Source organism: Aeromonas piscicola, assembly GCF_000820005.1.
Lineage (GTDB): Bacteria > Pseudomonadota > Gammaproteobacteria > Enterobacterales > Aeromonadaceae > Aeromonas > Aeromonas piscicola.
Window position 1 is genome coordinate 12,316 of sequence record NZ_CDBL01000037.1, and the last position, 22,320, is coordinate 34,635.

The window sequence follows — 22,320 nt, forward strand, 5'->3', positions numbered from 1 at the left end:
GGGTAAATGGATAAAAAGAAGCGGTGGCCCCGGGGCCGCCTCTTCTTTTATTGCCGTTTGGCTGTGGCGATTCAGGCTTTCGCCAGCCGACGCTCGATGGCATCCATCAGCATGCCGGTGATGGAGACGTCAAAGGCGGCCTCGATCTCGCGGATGCAGGTCGGGCTGGTGACGTTAATCTCGGTCAGCCGATCGCCTATGATGTCGAGGCCGACGAAGATGAGCCCCTTCTCTTTCAGGGTCGGGCCAACCGCGCGGGCGATGGCCCAGTCGGCGTCGCTCAAGGGGCGCGCCTCGCCACGGCCACCGGCCGCCAGATTGCCACGGGTCTCCCCCTTCGCCGGAATGCGCGCCAGGCAGTAGGGGACCGGTTCACCGTCCACCACCAGCACCCGCTTGTCGCCATCCTTGATGGCGGGCAGATAGGTCTGCGCCATGCAGTACTGGCTGCCATGTTCAGTGAGGGTTTCGATGATGACACCGACGTTGGCGTCATCTTCCTTCATGCGGAAGATGGAGGCGCCGCCCATGCCGTCCAGTGGTTTGAGGATCACGTCTTTGTGTTTGGCGTGGAAGGCCCGCAGCTTGTCAGAGCGACGTGTCACCAGCGTGGTCGGGGTGTGTTCGGCAAACCAGGCGGTGTAGAGCTTCTCGTTGGCGTCACGCAGGCTCTGGGGCTTGTTGACGATGAGGCAGCCCTCATCCTCGGCACGCTCCAGCATGTAGGTGGCGTAGATAAATTCGGTATCAAACGGCGGATCCTTGCGCATCAGGATCACATCCAGATTGGAGAGCGGCTGATCGACTACCTCGCCGAGCGTGTACCAGTCGGCATAATCATATTTGACGGTCAGCGGGCGCATGGTGCCAAAGGCGCGACCGGCTTCCATGTAGAGATCCGACATCTCCAGATAGAAGAGCTCATAGCCGCGTTTTTGCGCCTCTTCGAGCATGGCAAAGCTGGAATCTTTCTTGATATTGATGGCCGAAATCGGGTCCATCACTATACCGAGTTTAATGGTCATCCGAATATCCTTCTGGTAGCTCGATTGCGAGTGAGATTCTTAAAACCTGTTTCAGGCCAGATCGCCAAAGCGGCACTGCAGCGCGGTAATGGCGGTCAGGGCGGCTGTTTCGGTGCGCAGCACCCGCGGCCCCAGCAGCATCTCTTTGAAATCTTCCTGCACGGTACGGGCGATCTCGTCGCTGGACAAGCCCCCTTCCGGGCCAATCAGCAGTCGTACCCCATGCTCGGGAACGGGCAGGGTGTTGATGCTGTATTCGGCGCGCGGGTGCAGGTTGAGCTTGAGCTCTTGGGTCTCTTCTGCCAGCCAGGCATCGAGCTCCATCGGCATGCGAACTTCGGGCACCACATTGCGGCCGCACTGCTCGCAGGCGCTGATCACCACCTTCTGCCACTGCTCGCGTTTCTTCTCCAGCCTGTCGGCGGGCAGCTTGACGCCGCAGCGCTCGGAGAAGAGCGGGGTGATGCAGGTGACACCCAGCTCGACGGATTTCTGGATGGTGAAGTCCATCTTGTCGCCCCGGCTGATCACCTGACCCAGATGGATGGCAAAGGGGGATTCCACCGAGCGCTGCTCGCAGCTGTCGATGGTCACTTCAACCGATTTCTTGCCGACCAGGGTGATGGTGGCGGCATATTGATTGCCGTCGCCGTTGAACAGTTCGAGCTGCTGGCCCGGCTGCATGCGCAGTACCCGGCCGATGTGGTTGGCACCGTCTTCCGACAGGGCGAGGGTCTGGCCAACTTGCAGGGTGGCCGCTTCATAGATACGTGGAATGCGCATGGCTGATTATCAGTCTCTTGCTTGGAAACCCTTCAATATCCTACTGCGAGGCGCTGAGCAAGGCTCACGCGACAGAGGTTGAAGGGGTTCATGATGAGAGGGGGTGCTCCCCCTCCTTAGTCAAATGGGGTTATCGGCACTGCTTTTCAATGAAGGGATTGGTATTGCCCTGCAGCTTGCCGATGCGGCGGTTGCGCTCGCACTCCCAGCTATCAGCCGGGTACTGCCTGTCCCAGGCTTCAAACAGTTTACGTTGTTGCGCGGCGAGGCGCAGCCCGTGTTGCTGGCTCATGTAGAGGTAGGCGCGGGCGATCTGGCCCCGTACCAGCCCCTTGGGTGGTTGCACCCGGCGCTCCTTGAAGTCCACCAGCATCTGGCACTGGCCGTACTGATCCGGGGTGCCATTCCAGTCGGAGAAACGGTAGTTGGCCCGATCGCCATTTACCTCGCCGATGGCGGGGAAGAGGTTGTGCATGTCCCCCTCCATTTTGTTGAACTCATCGCTCTTGCTGCAGTTTTTGCGTCCACCCTGCTGCCAGCACTGCAGTTGATGGCCAAATTCCCAGGCGGGTACCACGTGTTCCCACTCGATTCGGGCGGCTCGTTTGGGCTGCTTGCGCGGTTCATAACCGCAGCTGGCGAGATCCGGGCTCATTTTCTTGCCCTGATACTCAATCTTGCAGCCGCAGTAGAAGGTGACGGGGTGATCCTGATAGAGGCGATTCAGATCCTGTTTGGCGGTGCGAAAGGTCTGGGCATGCAGGGGCAGGCTGACCAGCAGGGCCAGGGTGAACGAAAACAGGGGACGAAACATGAAGATCCTTGGCAATGAAATGGTTGGATGAAGAGAGGGGCACCCTAGCACAGGGTTGCGACACGGGCTGGCTTACTCCGCAGGCACAGGCTCCTGCAGTTCCCGCTCCAGCGGCTGCTTGCAGCGGCGACAGTGGTAGCGGGCCTCGCCGCGCACCACCTTGTTGTGGCGGCGCACCGACAGCTGATGCTGCTGGCAGTGACAGCGATAAGGCACGGTGCGCTGTGCCAATACCGTCAGATCGAAGCTGTGGGTGGTTCTTGGCTCAAGGCCGAACAGCTCCCGCATCATCGACTGCCACTGCTGGCCGTGGGGTAGCACCCGTGCCTTGCCGCGCCCTTCGCCCCAGAGCGCATAGACCAGCAGATGGGCCACTTCATGGGGCACCACCTCGTCCAGAAACGCCTGCTGGTTGGCCTGATAGAGGGTAGGGTTGAAGCGCAGCTCCCAGGTCTGCAGCCGAGCCGAGCCTGCCGCTCGACCGCGCATGTTGCAGTGGATACGCGGGCGGGCAAAGGTGCGGCCGAGGCGCGCCTCGGCCTGCACGAAACAGGCGTCGACCCGCTGATGCAGCAGTTGTTCGAGATGAGCTGGGGTAGCAGACATGGGATTTCCGTCGGTCGGCAGACAAGCAAAAGGGGAGCCAGGCTCCCCTTTTATCACAACTGAGTGGCTTAGAGGCCGGCGGCGGAGCGCAGCAGCTCGGCCTTGTCGGTCTGCTCCCAGGGGAACTCTTCGCGACCGAAGTGACCGTAGGCAGCGGTAGCCTGGTAGATGGGTCGCTTCAGATCCAGCATCTGGATCAGGCCGTACGGGCGCAGCTCGAAGTGTTCGCGTACCAGCTTGACCAGCAGATCCTCGGCCACCTTGGCGGTGCCAAAGGTCTCGACGCTGATGGAGGTCGGCTCGGCCACGCCGATGGCGTAGGAGATCTGGATCTCGCAGCGATCCGCCAGACCGGCGGCGACAATGTTTTTGGCCACGTAGCGGGCTGCGTAGGCGGCGGAGCGGTCAACCTTGGACGGATCCTTGCCGGAGAAGGCGCCACCACCGTGACGGGCCATGCCGCCGTAGGTGTCGACGATGATCTTGCGACCGGTCAGACCGCAGTCACCCATGGGGCCGCCGATAACGAAACGGCCGGTCGGGTTGATGAAGTATTTGGTGTCCTTGGTGATCCACTCTTGCGGCAGCACCGGCTTGATGATCTCTTCGCGTACCGCTTCCACCAGATCCTTGTGGCTGATGGACTCGCTGTGCTGGGTAGACAGTACCACGGCATCCACACCCAGGATCTTGCCTGCGTCGTCGTAGGCGAAGGTCAGCTGGCTCTTGGCATCCGGACGCAGCCACGGCAGGGTGCCGTTCTTGCGCACTTCGGCCTGACGCTTCACCAACAGGTGAGAGTAGGTGATGGGGGCGGGCATCAGCACGTCGGTTTCGTTGGTGGCGTAGCCGAACATCAGGCCCTGGTCACCGGCGCCCTGCTCCAGTGGATCGCTGCGGTCAACACCCTGGTTGATGTCGGGGGACTGCTTGCCGATGGCGTTCAGCACGGCGCAGGAGTCGGCATCGAAGCCCATGTCGGAGTGGGTGTAGCCGATGTCACGCACTGTGTTGCGCACTATCTCTTCGATATCAACCCAGGCAGAGGTGGTTACTTCACCGGCCACCATGACCATGCCGGTCTTGACCAGGGTCTCGCAGGCAACACGGGCCTTGGTATCTTGCTTGAGGATGGCGTCCAGTACCGCATCGGAGATCTGGTCCGCAATCTTGTCGGGATGGCCTTCGGAGACCGACTCGGAAGTAAACAGCTTTGCCATGATGGGATTCTCAGCTTGTCTGGGGTTATCGCCACAGCAATAACCGGGTGATGATAGGATGATTGTAGAGGTATCTACATCTGGACGTCCATTTTAGTTAGCGCCCTTCTCGATTGCCAGCACTATTTTGGTTTTGCCCCGTGCTGGCCGAACAAGATACGTGCTTTACCCCATTTGGGGTGCAAGCCGTTTACAACTCAATCGTTTGCCCCGGCCAGAAAAGCGATTGAGCTCCCAAAGCCACTTTATTCGCCCAGATAATATTTGCACCGCACGCCCCCTGCTGGGACAATAACGCGCCTTAATCTTGGCCATCAAATGAAGCAATCGCAGGAGATACAGATGCCTTCTCGTAAAGAGCTTGCCAATGCCATTCGCGCATTGAGTATGGATGCCGTTCAAAAAGCCAACTCCGGTCACCCGGGCGCCCCCATGGGAATGGCGGATATCGCCGAAGTGTTGTGGCGCAGCCACCTCAAGCATAACCCGAACAACCCCAAGTGGGCCGACCGCGACCGTTTCATTCTGTCTAACGGCCACGGCTCCATGCTGCTGTACTCCCTGCTGCACCTCTCCGGTTATGACCTCTCCATCGACGACCTGAAAAACTTCCGCCAACTGCACTCTCGTACCCCGGGTCACCCCGAGTACGGCTATGCGCCGGGCGTGGAAACCACCACGGGTCCGCTGGGTCAGGGCATCACCAATGCCGTGGGCATGGCGATCGCCGAGAAGGCCATGGCCGAGCAGTTCAACCAGCCGGGTCACGACATCGTTGACCACTACACCTACGCCTTCATGGGCGACGGCTGCCTGATGGAAGGCATCTCCCACGAAGCTTGCTCCCTGGCAGGTACCCTGCAACTGGGCAAACTGATCGCGTTCTGGGATGACAACGGCATCTCCATCGACGGTCACGTTGAAGGCTGGTTCACTGACGACACCGTCAAGCGCTTCGAAGCTTACGGCTGGCACGTGATTGCCGCCGTTGACGGTCACAGCCCGGAAGCCATCAATGCCGCCATCGAAGCCGCCAAGGCCGAGACCGGCAAGCCGACCCTGATCTGCTGCCGCACCATCATCGGCTACGGTTCACCGAACAAGTCCGGTTCTCACGATTGCCACGGCTCACCGCTGGGCAACGACGAGATCGCCGCCGCTCGTGCCTTCCTGAAGTGGGACCATGCGCCGTTCGTTATTCCGTCAGACATCGCCGCTGAGTGGAACGGTCAGGAGAAGGGTACCAAGCTGGAAGCCGACTGGGCTGCCAAGTTTGCCGCCTATGAAGCCGCTTACCCGGCGCTGGCTGCCGAATTCAAGCGCCGTACCGCAGGCGAGCTGCCGGCCAACTGGGCCGCTGAATCTGCCAAGATCATCGAAACCCTGCAAGCCAACCCGGCCAAGATCGCGACCCGTAAAGCGTCCCAGAACTCTCTGGAAGCCTTCGGCAAGCTGCTACCCGAGTTCATGGGTGGTTCCGCTGACCTGGCTCCGTCCAACCTGACCATGTGGTCCGGTTCCAAGTCTCTCAACCCCGAGAGCGCGGCAGGCAACTACATCCACTACGGTGTGCGCGAGTTCGGCATGTCCGCCATCATGAACGGCATCGCCCTGCACGGTGGTTTCATCCCCTACGGCGCCACCTTCATGATGTTCATGGAGTACGCCCGCAACGCCCTGCGCATGGCCGCCCTGATGAAGCAGCGCGTCATCTTCGTTTACACCCACGACTCCATCGGTCTGGGTGAAGATGGCCCGACTCACCAGCCGGTTGAGCAGATCGCCTCCCTGCGTCTGACCCCGAACATGAGCACCTGGCGCCCGTGTGACCAGGTGGAATCCGCGATCGCCTGGAAGCACGCCATCGAGCGTACCGACGGCCCGACTTCCCTGATCTTCTCCCGCCAGAACCTGGCCCAGATGGACCGTACCAGCCAGCAACTGGCCGATACCGCCAAGGGTGGTTATGTGCTGAAGGATTGCGCCGGTACCCCGGAACTCATCCTGATCGCCACAGGTTCCGAAGTCGAGCTGGCCGTGGCCGCCTTTGATCAGCTGACTGCCAAGGGCCGTGCCGTGCGCGTGGTCTCCCTGCCTTGTATCGATGTGTTCGACGCACAATCTGCCGAATACAAAGAGTCCGTCCTGCCGGCTGCCGTTACCAAGCGTGTGGCCATCGAAGCGGGTATCGCCGACTACTGGTACAAGTACGTGGGCTTTGGCGGCAAGATCATCGGTATGACCACCTTCGGTGAGTCCGCACCGGCCGAGCTGCTGTTCAAGGAATTTGGCTTTACCGTGGAAAATGTGGTTGCGACCGCAGAGTCCCTGTAATAGCTGACCATTGAGCCTCTTTGGCTCAATAGCCGGAACGATAAGACGCCCCCCATCGCAAGATAAGGGGCGTTTTTTATGATCCTGAGAGTGTTGCAGAAGGTTTTATGAAAAACGGGCTCCAAACAGTGTAGTTGTGAGAGAGACCATTTATTAGATGGACGCATATGCGTACAATGCTCTTACGAGTCTACTTGTCTCTGATGCAGTCTAATGCTGAATGGAACTTTTCACACTTAAGCTGTAGTGATGAGTGAGCGTTGAAAAGAGCGTTGTCATATCCGGCTGTGTTTTTAAATAGTTCATTTAGTAGACACAACATGTTCTGCTCAAGGGAAAGAAGTTTGCATGTCACAGTATAAGCCTAATCACATACCACTTAGAGTGCGTCTAGTATGTGCTTTTTTAATGCTCGTTTGTGTGGCCTACGGTGTTGCCGAGCTGGCTAATGGATATACCTATATTCCAGCGAAAAGAGGAGGTTTTTTTATATCTGGCATTCCAACACTAATCATCGCCATCTCATCTTTTTTGTTCTGTATTGTCGCTGCATTGTTCATAATAGATCACTATGACAAGAGAGATAATGAGAAAGCTTATTCAATAGGAATAAAAATTATATTCAATGTTGCACTCTATATGTTCCTGGGGGCACCACTTGTTGAAATATTAGAAGCGGTTTTGATGAGGAATGGAATAGATATATTCCCTAGGTTTCATGGGTTTGCTGAGGCATTTTCATATCACACACCTGGTATGCGAGAACTGCTTATATATGTAACCCCTATTTCAGATAATGCTCTTTATATTATGGGTGGAGCGTGCAGCTTAGTATTAATCAGCGAGTCCCTCGAAAAGTATCATGGAGGGAAATATAAATCGCTGTGTCCTATATTGGGTGGTCTTGCAATGATAGGGTTTGGAACTTTTATTCTATCTATATCATTCAAGGAGTTACTGTTAGGGCAGGCTGGTTTCGGAAAAGATCATGCTTATGCTGTCACAGCTATGGATGACCCTGCGAAATTCAATGCGGTATTACTCACCGGGTTCATAGTCGGAGGGATGTTCTTCTTTTTTGGCTGCATTGGTCTCATGGGCTACGTGATTAAAAAAATGAGAATGTCTAGGCGTAACAAGAGTCAATCCAACGACCCACTCTTTAGATAGCGCGATAAAAGACACCGGCCTAAGCCGGTGTCTTTTTATTGCTAGAGCAATGCCTTAAACCAGAGGCGGGGTACTTTCCGCATTGGAGAGCACGGCATCCATCTGCACCAGGGCTCCGGCGGGCAGCTCGCTGACGCCGATAACGGTACGGGCCGGCAGATAGCTCGGGAAGTATTTGGTGTAGATGGCGTTGACCGCATCCAGATCCGCGATGTTCTTCACTTGAATATTGACCTTGACGATATCGTCCATCACATGGTCGATGCTCTCGACGATGGCTTTGATATTACTGAGGCACTGGGCGGTCTGCTCTTTGATGCAGCCAGCCAGGATCTTGCCAGTAGTGGAGTCGATCGGCAGCTGCGCGGTCAGATGGTTGTAGTGGGAGAAGGCGACCGTCTGGCAATGGAGTGGGCTGCGTGGTGCCTTGTCAGTATTGCGGGCGCTGATCACCAGGTTGTGTCTGTCTTCTACCAGCTGCGGCGGTGTGCCGTCACCGTGGGAGATGACCGCATCCATCTGCACCTGGGCACCCAGCGGCAGGGCAGTTGCGCGGATCACCGAGCGGGCCGGCAGATAGGCGACGGCGCGGGCAATGGCGGAGTCCGGGAAGAAGGTGGTGTAGACCTCGTTGACGGCCTCCAGATCGGCGAGGCTGGTCAGGTAGATATTCACTTTGACGATGTCGTCAAATGGCACATCGATGCTCTCCAGCACCGTTTTGATGTTGCGCAGGCACTGACCCGCCTGCTCCTTGATGCCACCGGCGATCAGCTGGCCCGAGGCGGCATCGACCGGCAGTTGCGCGCCGATATTGTTGTAGTGGGAGAAGGCCACGGTATGGGTCGAGAGCGGGTTGTGCGGTGCCTTGTCGCTGTTGCGGGCCAGCTTCACCAAGGCGCAGGGAGCTTGCGGGAAGGTGCCTTCGCCATTGGAGATGATGGCGTCGATCTGCACCTGGGCATCCAGCGGCAGGGCGGCCACAGCGAGTGTGGTACGGGTCGGCAGATAGCTTGGGAAGAATTCGCGATAGACGGCGTCGACCGCCTCCAGATCCGCCATGTCTTTCAGGAAGATGGTGGCTTTGACCATATCGTCCATCACGTGGCCGATGCTCTCAATGATCGCCTTGAGGTTATTCAGGCACTGTCTGGCCTGTACCTTGACGTCGCCACTCACCATCTTGCCAGTCTTGGGATCGACCGGTAACTGGGCAGAAATATTGTTGTAATGAGAGAAGGCCACCGTCTGGGTGTAGGGGCCCAGATCCTGGGGGGCATTGGTGGTATTTCTTGCAGCCTTGATGATGGTGCCACTCATAGATATTCCTCTTTTTAGTATTCGTTGTTAACTCAGGTACAGGTTCGTCCCATCCAAGTGCGCCAGCGGGTGCATCCCCGGTTATTATGTTTAATCCACTCAATAGCTGAATAGGATAATAGAGGAAGGGACAGGGTTGATTATTTCAGACGAGGCGATTCTATGAGTGGTCATCGTGGGATGCAAACCGGTGATTGCGTTTCTATGAGATGGCTCAACGCTTGGAAATATAGCTATTTTGCTATTCAATTCAGGGTGAATACGATTCTTGGGTGGATCAAACAGGTCCGATATCGCGGGCGAGCCTGTGTGGACTGGGTTCTTACCCTTGCGGGGGAGGGGGCAGTGCTGTGAATGAGGCGTTAAAAATATGCGTCCTCTTGCGGTTAACTGATTTTATTGTGCATAGATATGTATTTTAAATCGTTTTTGGCATCTATCCAGTCCGCTAAAAATATGCTAGTCCAAGGTCATGCAAAGACTAATAAAGATGTGGCTGGAATATAATTCAATATATTGCATAGGCGATATTTTTTATTGCACTTGAATAGCCGCTTGTGCGCTGATCCTGATGATATTTATCGCGCCAAATAGAGAGATAAATATGCCATAAGGGTGCAGTCGTCCTGTTGGCGGGTCGTGATGGTGGGGTGAGATGCTGGGGCCAAATACTGGCTTGCCCACTAGGGTGACGCAGGTCGGGCAGCCAGTGTCACTTATCAGGTTGGGTAGAGGGCCGGGCGACTGGCGACCGTGTAGACGGGAGGGCAGATTGCCCTCCTTGCCCAGATATGCTTGATACGAAGGTCCTGATCCCGGTTATCGATCAGGCAGGATAGAGGGCGCCCAGCACGGCCAGGCGACTGGCACCCGTGACGGCGGGCAGGTTACCTGGCTTGCGGTGGATGAAGCGCTGCGCCAGCCAGGCAAAGGCGGCACCTTCCACCCAGTCGGGGGCTAGCCCCAGATCAAAGGTGCTGGCGATGCGCCATGTGGGCAGCAGGCTGGCCAGTTCGCTCAGCAGGGGGGCGTTATGGGCGCCACCGCCGCAGACATACAGCTCGGGCCGGCTTTGCGCCTCGTCCAGTGCAGGCAACTGGCGGGCTATGCTGTGGCAAGTGAGCGCCTGCAGGGTGCGCTGCACATCCACAGGGGCGTATGCACTGCCCGCCAGCTCGCCATCGAGCCAATCCAGGGTAAACATCTCCCGCCCCGTGCTCTTGGGCCACGGGGCGGCGAAGTAGGGGTGAGCCAGCAGCTTTTCCAGCAGCGTCGGGATCAGCCGGCCGCTGGCGGCCCATTGGCCACCTGCATCGTAGTTGCAGCCGTCTGGCTGATGACGGCGATACCAGCCATCGAGCAGGGTGTTGGCGGGGCCGGTATCAAAGCCATACACCCCGCCCGCGTTGCCCGGCAGTACCGAGATATTGGCGATGCCGCCGAGGTTCAGCACCACCCGCAGGGCGCCGGGCTTGGCAAACAGCGCCTGATGGAAGGCGGGCACCAGCGGGGCCCCCTGACCACCGAGCGCCATGTCCATGGTGCGAAAGTCGGCGATGACGTCGATGCCGGTCAGCGCCGCCAGCAGAGCGGCGTTGCCGATCTGCAGGGTAAACCTAAGCTGGGGGCGGTGGCGAATGGTCTGGCCATGGCTGCCGATGGCGCGAATAGCGGCAGGGGTAAGGCCCGCCTTGGCGAGCAGGGCCTGAGTGGCGGTGGCAAACTCCTGCGCCACTTGCCTGTCGGCGACCCCCAGCCTGTCTATCTCGTTGTCGCCGGGCGTACAGAGGGCATGGAGTGCATAAGCCATGTCGGCAGGCCAGGGGTGACAGAGGGCCGCTTCGACCCGCAGTTCATCCCCGTCGATCATCACCAGCACGGCGTCGATCCCATCCATGCTGGTGCCGGACATCAATCCGATATAGCGCTCTTTCATTCCCCACTCCTTGGCGGCCACTTAGCCACCGCGATTGTCCCGTTTATTCTGGGCCAGCTGCAGCTCCGGGCTGTCCAGCTTGGCCAGCTGGGGCATGGCCTGCGCCTTGAAGTTGGCCAGCGCCCGCCCGGTGAGCGTCTCGGCCTGGGGCAGGTTGAGGGTGCGCGGGTTCTTGTGTACGCCGCCCACCACGAATTCATAGTGCAGGTGGGGGCCCGTGACGCGCCCGGTGCCGCCCAGATTGCCGATGGTCTGGCCCTGCTTCACCCGCTGCCCCTTGTTGACGGTGCGTTTGGAGAGGTGCAGGTACTTGGTCACATAGTTGCCGGCGTGCTTGATGAAGACGTAGTTGCCGTTGAACTGGTTGTAACCGGCCGCCACCACGCTGCCGGAGCCCGCCGCCATGATGGGGGTGCCCACAGGTGCCACATAGTCGATGCCGTTGTGGGCGCGGACCTTGCCGGTGACCGGGTGCAGGCGGCGCGGATTGAAGTTGGAGCTGATGTATTTGAAGTTGACCGGCGCGCGCAGGAAGCTCTTGCGCATCGCCTTGCCTTCCGGTGTGTAGTAGTTGCCATCCTCGTTCAGCACGGCGCGATAGGTGGCGCCCTGGTTGACGAACTCGGCGGCCAGGATGTCGCCGGAGGCCACTCGCTCGTCATCCTGATACTTTTCCTGATAGACCACCCGAAAGCTGTCCCCGGGTTGCAGGTCCTGGGCAAAGTCGATGTCCCAGCCGAAGATGGCGGCGAGACCCATGATTTGATCCTCCGTCATGCCCGCCTCGGCGGCGGCGCCCCAGAAGCTGGAACGGATCTCGCCCTTGGCCACCTGCTCGCGGGTATCGAGTTCCAGCTTGACCGGTTTGGCCACGAAGCTGTCGGCCTTGCGGCTCACTTTCAGCGCCTGTTCCAGGCTGTGGGGGTAATAGAGGCTGTGCAGATCGCCATTTTTGGTGAGCTTGAAGGTGAGCTCCTGGCCAGGTTTGAGCAGGCGCAGGGTATCCGTGCCCTCGAGCTGATCGATCAGGTGCAGATCCGTGGTGCTGAGCCCCAGCCGCTGGAAGATGACCCCCATGTTGTCGCCGCTGCGTACCTTCACCTGCTTGGTGATGTAGCTGGGCTTGGGCGGAGTGACAGGCTGCTCGGCCTGGGCCAGCAGCTCGTCCTCGTCGGCTTGCGGCTCGGCGGCAAGCTCATTGCCGTTGTCATCGACCCGAGTGGCGACCGCCTGTTCGCTTGGCCAGGCCGCCAGCATCATCACCATGATGCTCAGGATCAGCACCATCTTGCGGTGCCAGGTGGGAAGAGAGTTGAAGGCGTTCCAAATAACCATGCGAAGCTGACGAAGTTGGGCAGAAAAGAGAGTCGGAGTTTACAGCCTTTCTAATTGACCTGCCATGCCAGCCACAATGGGAGAATGTTGCAAATGGTCATATGAAGCTGACTAAGTCGGGCAGAATGGACGGATTTTACAGCCTTTCCAATTGGCCCGCCATTCCAGTAATATGTTTGGCCCTGTGGAATCGTGATTGGAGAGTCAAAAAATGTCCCAGCTCGAGGTGGCGCTAGCCGAGATCAAGCGCGGAGCGGAAGAAATTCTGGTGGAAGAAGAACTTGTCGCCAAGTTGAAGGAAGGGCGCCCGCTGCGCATCAAGTTGGGGATGGATCCGACGGCTCCCGACATTCACCTGGGTCATACCGTGATCCTCAACAAGCTGAAGACCTTCCAGGATCTGGGCCACGAGATCATCCTGCTGATCGGTGACTTCACTGCCATGGTGGGTGATCCCTCCGGCAAGAACAGCACCCGTCCGCCGCTCTCCGAAGAGGCCATCAAGCACAACGCTCTCACCTATGCCGAGCAGGCGTTCAAGATCCTCGATCCCGCCAAGACCCGCATCGAGTACAACTCCAGCTGGCTGGGCGAGCTGGGCGCGACCGGCATGATCAAGCTGGCGGCCAAGCAGACAGTGGCCCGCATGATGGAGCGCGACGACTTCAAGAAGCGCTACACCGGCGGCCAATCCATCGCGATTCACGAATTCCTCTATCCGCTGCTGCAAGGCTATGACTCGGTTGCGCTGAAGGCGGATGTCGAGCTCGGCGGTACCGATCAGAAGTTCAACCTGCTGATGGGCCGCGAGCTGCAAAAAGATGCCGGCATGGCCGCCCAGTGCGTGCTGATGATGCCGCTCTTGGTCGGTCTGGACGGCGTCAAGAAGATGTCCAAGTCCGCTGCCAACTACATAGGTGTGCACGACGCCCCGGGCGAGATGTTCGGCAAGATCATGTCCATCACAGATGACCTGATGTGGAACTACTACGAGCTGCTCTCCTCTCGTCCCTTGGCCGAGATTGAAGAGTTCAAAGCCGGCATCGCCGCGAACACCCTGAACCCGCGCGATGTTAAGATCTGGCTGGCGAAAGAGATCATCACCCGCTATCACGACGAAGCGGCAGCGGAAGCGGCCCACGAAGATTTCACCCAGCGCTTCTCCAAGAACGCCATTCCGGACGAGATGCCGGAAGTCGAGCTGGCACTGGAAGGCGAAGGTCTGCCGATCGCCAACCTGCTCAAAGACGCCGATCTGGTGGCCACCACCTCAGAGGCGCTGCGCATGATCAAGCAGGGCGCGGTCAAGGTTGACGGCGACAAGCTGGACGATGGCAAGGCACTCATAGGTGCCGGTACCGCCGTCTATCAGGTCGGCAAGCGCAAGTTTGCCCGGGTGACCGTCAAGTAAGCCGTGACTGGCATATCAGCCCGGCGCTGCCATAAGATAAGGCCTCCCTTGCGGAGGCCTTTTTGTTGCGTCACTCCCAAGGGCTGCGGGGATCAGCCTTCTGTTTTAAGGAAGTTGCGATAGAGCATGTAAAGGTGGGCCGAGCTCCAGCTGAAGTTGCTTGCCCCCTGCATGGCGCCTGTCTCCGGGTTGTAGTTTTCGCGGATGGGGCCAGTGCCCGCCAACCCCTCGGCGTTGGCAAACAGCTTGTTGACCAGCATCTGGGCATCGCTGCGATAGCCGTAGTTCTCCAAGCCCTTCACCCCGAAGTAGAACTGATCCAGCCAGACCCGGCCGCGCCAGTAGATGTCGGGGTCGTAGGCAGGGTTGGTCAGCGCCGCCGTGCCGAGCGGCACCTTGGTGTTGAACTCCTGAGCGTTGAGCATCACCTCGCGCACCCGCGCGGCCTTCTCCTTGTCGGCCACCTCGGCCCAGAGTGGGCTCCAGCCTTCCGGGCCACGGCCACGGGCGGTCAGCAGCTTGCCGACGCAGCCGTTGGCGTCCGCCACGTCGCCTTGGGCTATCTGGCGATCGTAATAGAAGCCGGAGGCCTCATCGAACAGACAGCTGTTGATGTAGCCGGCGAGCTGGGTTGCGCCCTCGCGGTAGCGGTTCGCCTCGTCCGGCTTGCCGAGCAGCGCGGCCATGTCCGCCAGGATACGCTTCTCCTTGGCGAGGAAGGCGTTCAGCTCCACCGACTCCTGATCAATGGAAAAACCGATGAGGCTGCCGTCGTCCTCGTGGTTCTCGAAGAAGGCGACGTTCCAGTCCTGGCGGGCCTTGGCAATGTCACCGCCATAAGTCTTGTCGGCGTAGCGCTTGAGCTGATCCGGCTCGATGAAGCCGAAGCGGGCGGCGTTGTCCATGCCGGACTCCCAGCCGGCGCCGTGCTGGGCGCCTATGTCCATCTCGGCGTAGCCGCCGACGCTCAGCACCTGCTGATAGAGCGCCATGCCGGCGCAGGCGTACCAGCCGTCCCCCTCGTTGGTGCAGCCAGTGAGATCGATCCCGCCCGGTACGGCGCCGCTGTACTGCACCTTGAAGGTGATGTTGCCGAATTCGTCGTTGTGTTCGACGTGGCGGGTGGCGCCGTATTCGATGATGCCGTTGCGATTGTTGTCCCGCGCCCTGTACCACCAGTCGTGATAGGCCTGGATCTTCGGATACATCTCGGCGATGAAGGCCTTGTCTTTGGTGGCGTTGTAGATCTCCCAGATGGCCCAGGCGGAGAGCGGCGGCTTGGTGTCGCGCTCGTTCCAGTTGCCGCCATCGCCGCCGCGATCGGCCAGCTTGTTGTAGAAGACGGCGTCGATCACCATGCCGGCGTCTTGCGGGCGCACCGTGTCATCGGCCTGGATCTGGTAGTCATACATGGCGCGCACGTTGTTCTTGGCCACATCAGGATTGAAGTGGGCCATGGCGTAGGCGTGCTTCCAGCTGTCCCAGGCCCAGACCCCGTCAAACCAGCGGGCCGTGTTGGAGGGGGTGACCCCGTCGTGCAGTATGGCGCCGGCCGGTGAGCGCCAGTTGCCGTTGAGGGTCTCCATCGCCTTGACCGCGATGCGCCGTTCGGACTCGGGGATCCCCTGATTGGAGAGGCCGCGCTCTAGATAGCCTTCCCAGCGGCGGATGGAGTCGTCGAAATGGCTGGCAGGGTCGGCCAAGAGCGCCTGGCGACTCTGCTGGAAGCGGCTTGCGTCATCGCTGCTGTGAACGTAGCTCTGCAGGGTGTAGATATCCTGGCTCCCCTTGGCGGCAAGGGTGAGGCTGGCCTCGCTCACATAGCCGAGCCCCTTCTCATCCAGGGTGGTGCGGGTCGGCAGGGTGCGGTCGATGCGATAGCTGGCGCTGCCGCTCTGCATTATGTTCCAGGTGCTGCGCAGCTTGCCGAACTGGAACTCGATGCCCCGTTCGCTCTGGCTGATGGTGCGGGTCCAGTCAGGATACTGCTCGGCGACCGTCTTGTTGGCATCCCACTGCTGGAGCAGCTCCCCCTGCCAGTTGAGGGTCAGGGTGAGCGGCGCATCTGTGTGATTGCTCAATCGCGTGCGAACAAGGGCGGTGCGGGCATCGCCGTAACGCAGCTCCAGCTCCAGGGTGAAGGGTTCGAACTCGAAGCGCTGAATGAGCGCCCCCGGGATGGCGTAGATCTCGTGTTTGCTGGCGCTGGTGAGCGGGAAAGCGCGGCCGCTCTCGTCGCTCAGGCTGAGCCGGTCCTGCTCGCTTGCAAAGAAGAGACTGTACTCCTCGGCAATCACCATGGGGCCGGTGAAGCCGCCCCACTCGCTGTCGCTGGCGGGCAGCAGGAAGCCGTGCCAGGCCCCCAGATCGAGCAGCGGGTTGTATTTGAGGTTGGAGTAGCTGTCAAAATCTCGGAACTGGAGCGGGGTGCCGCTGCGATCGATCACGTTCTGGTACTGGCTCGCCAGGGTCGCACTGGGCGGAGTCGGGGCGCTGGAGTCATTGCCGTTGCAGGCGGTGAGGCCAAACAGGGCGACGCTCAGGGTGATGGAAAGTAAACTTTTACGAAACATGTCTCGCTCCAATTACGATTTTGTAGGTTAAGGATGGTGCTTTTTTAGCGTTTATTTTAGTGAAATCGTTTGCAAGAGACATTGTAGGGGAATGACGCAGGCCATATTAGCGCTTCGTCACACTGTTGAGCGAGGAGATGTGAGCCGGATCACTAGGTTACACGAGGTTACATTGCAGGGTGTTTTAGTAACTATTTACTTGGCGTTGAGTGTCCATTGAGGGGCAGGTACGCAGATATTGGTGCGGGGTCAGACCGAACTCCTGCTTGAAACGGGAGGCAAAACGGCTGGGGGAGTCGTAACCGCAGGCGAGGGCCACCTCCAGCGGAGTGAGGGCCTGTTGCAGCAGGGTGAGGGCGTGGCTCATGCGCACCTGGGCCAGCAACTGGCGAAAGCTGCGCCCCTCGGCGGCCAGTTTGCGCACCAGGGAGGCGCGGCTCATGGCGAAGTGGGGGGCTATGGTCTCGAGCTTGTGGTCGGCGCCTGGCTCCACCCCGAGGTAGCGGGCCAACCGCTCCCCGAGCGTCATTGTGCTGGCGGGAAACAGCAGGTCGAGGGCATTGGCGGCGTGCAGCTCGGCGTAGAAGCCGTGCAGCAGCTGGGTCTGGGTGGCCTGGCTCAGCGTGCGGCTGGCCATGGAGCAGATCAGCTCGAAGCAGAACGCCAGTGCCGGGCTTACTTCAAGGCGCGGCTCTCTGAGCCGGGTGGTCGGGGCGTCAGTCAGCCACTCGGCGGGAGGCGGGGCCAGCAGGGTCAGGGCATGGGAGCTGAACTTGCCCTGTTCGGGTTGGTTGACGAAGGTGAGCTGGTGGCCTGCCGGGATCAGCAGCCAGCTCCCCTTGTCAAACGACAGGCGTCTATCCTGCCACCACAGCTGCTTGTTGCCCTGCTGTACCCAGATGATGGTCGGCGCATAGATGAGCACCCTGTGCAGCGGCTGCTCGCGGATCCCGAGATAGTGATGCAGTTGCAGCAAGGGGGTGCTCATCTGGCGGGCTCCTAGGGGGTGACGAAGGTGGCGGTCAGGGTGGCCTTGCCCAGCGCCATGGCATTGAGCATGTAGCCTACCATGGCGGGCGGGGTATCTGCCTTGACCTCGAGATCCTGGGGCAAAGCCCAGGCGGTGAACTGGTAGCGGTGCATGCCGTGCCCGGCGGGCGGGCAGGGGCCGCCGTAGCCCTGGCTGCCGAAGTCGGTTCCGAGCTCAAGGCCCTGTTTGAGTTTGCCGGAGACGTTGCTGGCAAGTGAACTCTGGTTGGCCGGCAGGTTCACCACCAGCCAGTGCCACCAGCCGCTGCCAGTGGGGGCGTCGGGATCATAGGCGGTGATGGCGACGCTCTTGGTGCCGGCCGGCAGATCCTGCCAGCTCAGCTGGGGCGAGCGGTTCTCCCCCTTGCAGCCGAAGCCGTTAAAGCTGAACGCCTTGTCCATCAGCTGGCCTTCCTGAATGTCCGTGCTCTTCAAGCTCATGGCAGAGGCGGGCAGGGCCGCCACGCATAGCAGGGAGAGCAGGGTGAAACGCAGGGGTAATTTCATGGTGGTGCTCCTTTATGGATGACGGGATCCCGCCGAGAGGATCCTGATGACGGGATCAGTCTAGCGAAGCGGGGCGATTCGGGTGCAACCCAAAGGCTCAATATTGGGTTGTTGATGATTGATTGTGAGCTGAACTGCATCTGGGCGGGAAAGAGTGGGACGGTGAGGTGAGACGGAAAGGGAGGGGGCCAGCTCGTGGTGTGGCGGCCATAAAAAAACCGGCCTCCATGAGGCCGGTTTTGACATCTTGCTGGCAGCAGCGAGGCGGCTTAGCGCAGTATCATCTGCTCGCGGCCCGGGCCGACGGAGACCATGGGCACCGGCACACCCAGCAGGGCTTCGATGCGCAGCACATAGTGCTGGGCAGCCTTGGGCAAGTCTTCGAACTTGCGGATGTGGGAAATGTCTTCGCTCCAGGCTTCCATGGATTCGTACACCGGCTTCAGACCGGCGGTCTGCGGCCAGATCGGGTTCTCGGTGTTGGCGCCTTCGTAGGCCACGCAGATCTTCAGATCCGGCATGCCGGAGAGGCAGTCCAGCTTGGTCAGGGCGATCTCGTTGGCGGCCTGGATCTCCAGACCTTGCTTGGTGGCAACGGCGTCGAAGTAGCCGATGTCACGGGGGCGGCCAGTGGTGGCACCGAACTCGTTGGCGAACTTGCGGAACTCTTCCTGGTTCTCCATGGCGGTGATCAGGGTGCCGGTACCAACAGAGGTACTGAACGCCTTGGCCACAGCAATCACGCGCTCGGGGCGCAGAGCCGGCAGGCCGCCACCGATACCGGCGTAGGCGCCGGAAACGTGGGAAGAGGTCACCCAGGGATACTCGCCGTAGATAAGGTCACGGCCGGCGCCCAGCTGGGCTTCGAACAGCAGGGTGCCGTTCTGGGCCTGGATGGCCTTGAGCGGCTCGCTGACGTTGCAGACGGCGTCGATCCAGGGGGCGGACACTTCCAGCAGCCAGTCGGCCATTTCCTGGGCGGTCTGGCTGAACTCGAAGCTCGGGTAGAGGGCTTTGAGCTGCGGCAGTTTCCAGTCGAGGAAGAACTGGATGCGCTCGACCAGCACGTCCGGCTGTTTCAGCCAGCCGACCAGGATCGCTTTTTTCATGACCCGATCACCGTAAGCCGGGGCTATGCCCTGACGGGTGGAGCCATAGGCGCCATCACCCAGACGGACTTCTTCCAGGGTATCTTCCAGCGCATGGATCGGCAGGCAGAAGGTGGCGCGATCAGAGATGGCCAGTTTCGGGGTCACGCCGGCGGCTTTCACTTCAGCCAGCTCGCGGGTCAATGGCTCCGGGCTGATGACCATGCCAGGGCCGAGGACAACCAGGCACTCCGGGTTGAATACGCCGCTCGGCAACTGGTGCAGCTTGAAGGTGCCCAGGTCGTTGACGACGGTGTGGCCGGCGTTGTTGCCGCCCTGAAAACGGATGCTGGCGGCGGATTGACCTGCCAGATAATCGACGATGCGGCCTTTGCCTTCATCACCCCAGTTAGCACCTACGACTACGATAGACGACATGACTCTTTCTCCTAAGACGTTAGGCGTCCATCCTAGGAGGCTGGGGCGGATTAGAAAAATTAATTATCTTTATAATTCCGATAAGGAAACCATATAATTGTGGCGAATTTACCGGCAAGACGCCCCGTGTTGCCGCGCTGGCCCGCGTCATGGGCGAGATGTGGAAAAACAAGAGGATCCCGATGCTGGACATTCACTGGCTGCACACCTTCGTTACCCTGGCCCGCCTGCAGCACTTCGGCCAGACCGCCACCGAATTGCACATGACCCAGCCCAACGTCAGCCTGCATCTCAAGAATCTGGAGCAGGCCACCCGGGTCAAGCTGATTGATCGCAGTCCGTTTCGGCTGACCCAGGCCGGTGAGCGACTGCTGCAAAGCGCCGAGCGCGCCATCAACGAGCTGCTGCTGTGCCAGTCCGATCTCAATGCCCTCAACCAGCTGAGCCAAGGGACGCTGGCCATCGCTGCCAGCGACATCATCTCCCGCCTGTTGCTGATCCAGCCGTTCCAGCGTTTCAAGCAGGCCTTTCCTGGCATCGATCTCACCCTGTTCAACACCACCTCGGATCAGGCGGCCGAGCTGGTCAAGACTGGCAAGGCGGATCTTGGCTTCGTGATGGCGCAAAAGCGCAGCGAACCGCTGTTCTACACCGAGTTGCAGCAGGTGACCTGGTGCGCACTGGGACACGGCTTGGCCCGCTGGCAGGCGAGGGCCAAGGTGGGTGAGAGCGATCCCCTCGATGAGCCGACCTTGATCCTGCTCGGCCACGACACCCGCACCCGCGCCCTGATCGACCCCTCGCTGCCCCTGCTCGGGCTGCCGAGCTGCCGCATCATGGAGGTGGGCAGCGTGGATGCCCAGCTCGACTGGGCCGAGGCGGGCTTCGGGGTGGCCATAGTGCCGGACTTCTCGCTCCACCCGCGCCTCAAGCTCACCGCTCCCGTGACCCGTCTGACCGACTTCCCCGGCACCAGCCTGGGGTATGTGGTGCGCCAGAATCAGGTGTTGTCGCGGGCCATCAAACAGCTGCTGCACTGGGTGGAGGAGGAGATATTGCAGCCCGACGCCCGCCATCAAGCGGCGCCCAGGGCAGAAGGTTGACCAGGTCCGGCGGGACAAGCAGACGGGATGCCCCTTGTGCGCCCGCTTTCACGGCGGGCGCCTGACCGGGTTTGACTGGGCCGGGAGGGGAGATAGCGATCGGCCACCGTTTTGCGGCCCGTGTGCGCATGAGTTGCTACAGAACAAGGTAAAAGGTGCAAGGCAACAGCTGCAATGCAAAAGAAGAGGCCACCCTGACAGGTGGCCTCTTTCGTTGGCGGTACGTGGGATTACTGGGCGGGCACGCTTGCCGAAGGGGTGACCGGCAGGGGCTGGTTCAGGCTGCCACTGGCGGCACTGGGCGCAGCCCCTTGCGTATCGGCTGGCGCCGAGCCGAGTGCGACCGAGGCGGCTTGTGTGGCTGCAGCGGCAGAAGGTGGCTCCGCCGTCACGGCTTGCGTGGCCAATGCGGCCGAGGGGGCGTCCACAGTCACAGCTTGCGTGGTCTGGGCGGCCGAGACGGGTGCCACCGGCTGGTTTGTCATTGCACCCGAGGTTGCTGCCTGTGCTGCTGCGCCATCCCCGGTGGCCTGCGCCGCCGACTGGGCTGCCGGGCTTGCCGTCGCCGCCGAGCCCTCTGACTCCTGAGGGGTCAGGGATTCGGGGTGCAGTGATGGCGGCGGCAGGACGGCATCCTCCATGCCCCGGTGGCGCGGCACCTCAGCCTCCGCCAGCATGGAGTCTAGGGTGAGGGTAGTCAGCGCCGGATGCAGACGGGTGAACTGCTTGAGCCGTGCGGTCAGCACGTCGCGCACTGTGCGCACCTGGGTGTCTGGCAGGCTGTCCAGCGCAACCAGTTCGGCGGTGACGGCGAAGGTGTTGATGCCGCTAGGCTGGCCCGGGTAGAGGTTGGCGCCGATACGGCCGCGCTGGTAATAAGGGTGGTTCTTGAGCAGGCGATCGATCTGCTCCCCCTCGATGGGGATGATGCGTGCCTTGCAGCGACCGGTCAGATCCCCTATGCCCTGATTGGGGTGGCCCGCCACCATGAAGGCGGCGTCCAGCGTGCCATCGCAGAGCCCCTCCAGCCGGTTGTTGATGGAGGAGGGAATAACGGGCGCGAAGCTGCTCTCCTGCCAGCCCATGGCATCGAGCAGGGCCTGGCTGGTGACGCGCTCTCCCGAACCCGGATTGCCCAGATCGACCCGTTTGCCTTCGATGTCGGCCAGGGTGTTGATGTTGCTGTTGGCGCCGGCGATCAGGGTCAGCGACTCCTGATGGAGTCGAAACAGGCTGCGAAGCCGGTCGTTGGGCGGCTGGCCCACGAAGGGGCCTGTGCCGTGGGCGGCGTGGTGCACCACATCCGACTGCACCAGCGCCAGCTGGATTTTCCCCTGGCCCAGCTCCTTCAGGTTGGCGAGGGAGCCCGAGGTGCTCTGCACGGTGCAGTGCAGCCCGTGGTTGGCGTTATCTTCGTTCAGCAGGCGGCAGATGGCCCCTCCCGCCGGATAGTAGACGCCGTTGAGCGCCCCCGTGCCTATGGTGAGATAGGCCGGCGTGGCGGCGTGCAGGGGCAGCACCAGGGCTGCCGCCAGCCAGGGCAGGGCGGTACGAGACAGGGTCGACAGGTGGTGCAGGGCGCTTGGCAACATAATGAACCGGATCAATGGCTGATAAAAAGGATGGGC

At 60.3% G+C, this 22,320-nt stretch carries 17 protein-coding genes; 4 read left to right on the forward strand and 13 right to left on the reverse strand.

Translation table 11 applies throughout. From position 1 onward, the window contains the following. Positions 1-71: 71 nt before the first annotated feature. From gshB to metK, 5 genes are all read right to left on the reverse strand, one after another. The gene (gshB, locus tag BN1128_RS07845; RefSeq protein ID WP_042867429.1) at positions 72-1,025 is read right to left on the reverse strand and encodes a glutathione synthase; all 954 of its coding nucleotides are present in this window, start codon (positions 1,023-1,025) and stop codon (positions 72-74) included. 51 nt (positions 1,026-1,076) lie between these two features. Next, entirely contained in the window at positions 1,077-1,808 is a 732-nt protein-coding gene (rsmE, locus tag BN1128_RS07850; RefSeq protein WP_005316949.1) for a 16S rRNA (uracil(1498)-N(3))-methyltransferase, read from the reverse strand. Between the two features lie 130 nt (positions 1,809-1,938). Beyond that, a complete protein-coding gene (locus BN1128_RS07855; protein WP_042867430.1) occupies positions 1,939-2,622 on the reverse strand; it encodes an endonuclease in 684 nt (227 codons plus the stop codon). Positions 2,623-2,694: 72 nt separating this feature from the next. Next, entirely contained in the window at positions 2,695-3,228 is a 534-nt protein-coding gene (locus BN1128_RS07860) for a SprT family zinc-dependent metalloprotease (protein ID WP_042867431.1), read from the reverse strand. Between the two features lie 68 nt (positions 3,229-3,296). After that, positions 3,297-4,448, reverse strand: a complete 1,152-nt coding sequence (metK, locus tag BN1128_RS07865; RefSeq protein WP_042867432.1) for a methionine adenosyltransferase — start codon at positions 4,446-4,448, stop codon at positions 3,297-3,299. 342 nt (positions 4,449-4,790) lie between these two features. Between metK and tkt the strand changes: the two genes are divergently transcribed. Both tkt and BN1128_RS07875 read left to right on the forward strand, forming a co-directional pair. Further along, on the forward strand, positions 4,791-6,782 hold the full coding sequence (tkt, locus tag BN1128_RS07870; RefSeq protein ID WP_042867433.1) for a transketolase: 1,992 nt from the start codon (positions 4,791-4,793) through the stop codon (positions 6,780-6,782). Positions 6,783-7,130: 348 nt separating this feature from the next. After that, on the forward strand, positions 7,131-7,952 hold the full coding sequence (locus BN1128_RS07875; protein ID WP_042867434.1) for a hypothetical protein: 822 nt from the start codon (positions 7,131-7,133) through the stop codon (positions 7,950-7,952). Between the two features lie 54 nt (positions 7,953-8,006). On the opposite strand, the gene BN1128_RS07880 is transcribed toward BN1128_RS07875, so the two are convergent. From BN1128_RS07880 to BN1128_RS07890, 3 genes are all read right to left on the reverse strand, one after another. Then, positions 8,007-9,272: a RidA family protein gene (locus tag BN1128_RS07880; RefSeq protein ID WP_042867435.1), complete on the reverse strand. Its 1,266-nt coding sequence runs from the start codon at positions 9,270-9,272 to the stop codon at positions 8,007-8,009. A gap of 826 nt (positions 9,273-10,098) precedes the next feature. Continuing rightward, positions 10,099-11,208 carry an anhydro-N-acetylmuramic acid kinase gene (locus BN1128_RS07885; protein ID WP_042867436.1) on the reverse strand — a complete coding sequence of 370 codons (1,110 nt, stop codon included), beginning with the start codon at positions 11,206-11,208 and terminating at the stop codon, positions 10,099-10,101. Between the two features lie 21 nt (positions 11,209-11,229). Then, positions 11,230-12,543: a peptidoglycan DD-metalloendopeptidase family protein gene (locus BN1128_RS07890; RefSeq protein WP_042867437.1), complete on the reverse strand. Its 1,314-nt coding sequence runs from the start codon at positions 12,541-12,543 to the stop codon at positions 11,230-11,232. A 211-nt stretch (positions 12,544-12,754) separates the two neighbouring features. Between BN1128_RS07890 and tyrS the strand changes: the two genes are divergently transcribed. Then, on the forward strand, positions 12,755-13,954 hold the full coding sequence (gene tyrS / locus BN1128_RS07895) for a tyrosine--tRNA ligase (protein ID WP_042867438.1): 1,200 nt from the start codon (positions 12,755-12,757) through the stop codon (positions 13,952-13,954). A 92-nt stretch (positions 13,955-14,046) separates the two neighbouring features. Here the strand turns inward: tyrS and ygjK are convergent, their stop codons facing one another. The 4 genes from ygjK to BN1128_RS07915 all read right to left on the reverse strand — a co-directional run bounded on the left by ygjK (position 14,047) and on the right by BN1128_RS07915 (position 19,589). Further along, positions 14,047-16,527, reverse strand: a complete 2,481-nt coding sequence (ygjK, locus tag BN1128_RS07900; protein ID WP_042867439.1) for an alpha-glucosidase — start codon at positions 16,525-16,527, stop codon at positions 14,047-14,049. 184 nt (positions 16,528-16,711) lie between these two features. Then, complete coding sequence (locus BN1128_RS07905) at positions 16,712-17,515, reverse strand: helix-turn-helix transcriptional regulator (RefSeq protein ID WP_042867440.1); 804 nt, start codon at positions 17,513-17,515, stop codon at positions 16,712-16,714. Between the two features lie 11 nt (positions 17,516-17,526). Beyond that, entirely contained in the window at positions 17,527-18,063 is a 537-nt protein-coding gene (locus BN1128_RS07910; RefSeq protein ID WP_042867441.1) for a YbhB/YbcL family Raf kinase inhibitor-like protein, read from the reverse strand. Between the two features lie 269 nt (positions 18,064-18,332). Then, a complete protein-coding gene (locus tag BN1128_RS07915; RefSeq protein WP_042867442.1) occupies positions 18,333-19,589 on the reverse strand; it encodes an adenylosuccinate synthetase in 1,257 nt (418 codons plus the stop codon). 182 nt (positions 19,590-19,771) lie between these two features. Between BN1128_RS07915 and BN1128_RS07920 the strand changes: the two genes are divergently transcribed. Continuing rightward, the gene (locus BN1128_RS07920; protein WP_042867444.1) at positions 19,772-20,692 is read left to right on the forward strand and encodes a LysR family transcriptional regulator; all 921 of its coding nucleotides are present in this window, start codon (positions 19,772-19,774) and stop codon (positions 20,690-20,692) included. A 230-nt stretch (positions 20,693-20,922) separates the two neighbouring features. Here the strand turns inward: BN1128_RS07920 and BN1128_RS07925 are convergent, their stop codons facing one another. Beyond that, positions 20,923-22,284, reverse strand: a complete 1,362-nt coding sequence (locus tag BN1128_RS07925; RefSeq protein ID WP_244464572.1) for a TAXI family TRAP transporter solute-binding subunit — start codon at positions 22,282-22,284, stop codon at positions 20,923-20,925. Positions 22,285-22,320 lie beyond the last annotated feature (36 nt).

Coding starts and splice junctions, on each gene's coding strand:
- gshB (WP_042867429.1), bottom strand. CDS start 1,025: ATGACCATTAAACTCGGTATAGTGATGGACCCGATTTCGGCCATCAAT.
- rsmE (WP_005316949.1), bottom strand. CDS start 1,808: ATGCGCATTCCACGTATCTATGAAGCGGCCACCCTGCAAGTTGGCCAG.
- BN1128_RS07855 (WP_042867430.1), bottom strand. CDS start 2,622: ATGTTTCGTCCCCTGTTTTCGTTCACCCTGGCCCTGCTGGTCAGCCTG.
- BN1128_RS07860 (WP_042867431.1), bottom strand. CDS start 3,228: ATGTCTGCTACCCCAGCTCATCTCGAACAACTGCTGCATCAGCGGGTC.
- metK (WP_042867432.1), bottom strand. CDS start 4,448: ATGGCAAAGCTGTTTACTTCCGAGTCGGTCTCCGAAGGCCATCCCGAC.
- tkt (WP_042867433.1), top strand. CDS start 4,791: ATGCCTTCTCGTAAAGAGCTTGCCAATGCCATTCGCGCATTGAGTATG.
- BN1128_RS07875 (WP_042867434.1), top strand. CDS start 7,131: ATGTCACAGTATAAGCCTAATCACATACCACTTAGAGTGCGTCTAGTA.
- BN1128_RS07880 (WP_042867435.1), bottom strand. CDS start 9,272: ATGAGTGGCACCATCATCAAGGCTGCAAGAAATACCACCAATGCCCCC.
- BN1128_RS07885 (WP_042867436.1), bottom strand. CDS start 11,208: ATGAAAGAGCGCTATATCGGATTGATGTCCGGCACCAGCATGGATGGG.
- BN1128_RS07890 (WP_042867437.1), bottom strand. CDS start 12,543: ATGGTTATTTGGAACGCCTTCAACTCTCTTCCCACCTGGCACCGCAAG.
- tyrS (WP_042867438.1), top strand. CDS start 12,755: ATGTCCCAGCTCGAGGTGGCGCTAGCCGAGATCAAGCGCGGAGCGGAA.
- ygjK (WP_042867439.1), bottom strand. CDS start 16,527: ATGTTTCGTAAAAGTTTACTTTCCATCACCCTGAGCGTCGCCCTGTTT.
- BN1128_RS07905 (WP_042867440.1), bottom strand. CDS start 17,515: ATGAGCACCCCCTTGCTGCAACTGCATCACTATCTCGGGATCCGCGAG.
- BN1128_RS07910 (WP_042867441.1), bottom strand. CDS start 18,063: ATGAAATTACCCCTGCGTTTCACCCTGCTCTCCCTGCTATGCGTGGCG.
- BN1128_RS07915 (WP_042867442.1), bottom strand. CDS start 19,589: ATGTCGTCTATCGTAGTCGTAGGTGCTAACTGGGGTGATGAAGGCAAA.
- BN1128_RS07920 (WP_042867444.1), top strand. CDS start 19,772: ATGCTGGACATTCACTGGCTGCACACCTTCGTTACCCTGGCCCGCCTG.
- BN1128_RS07925 (WP_244464572.1), bottom strand. CDS start 22,284: ATGTTGCCAAGCGCCCTGCACCACCTGTCGACCCTGTCTCGTACCGCC.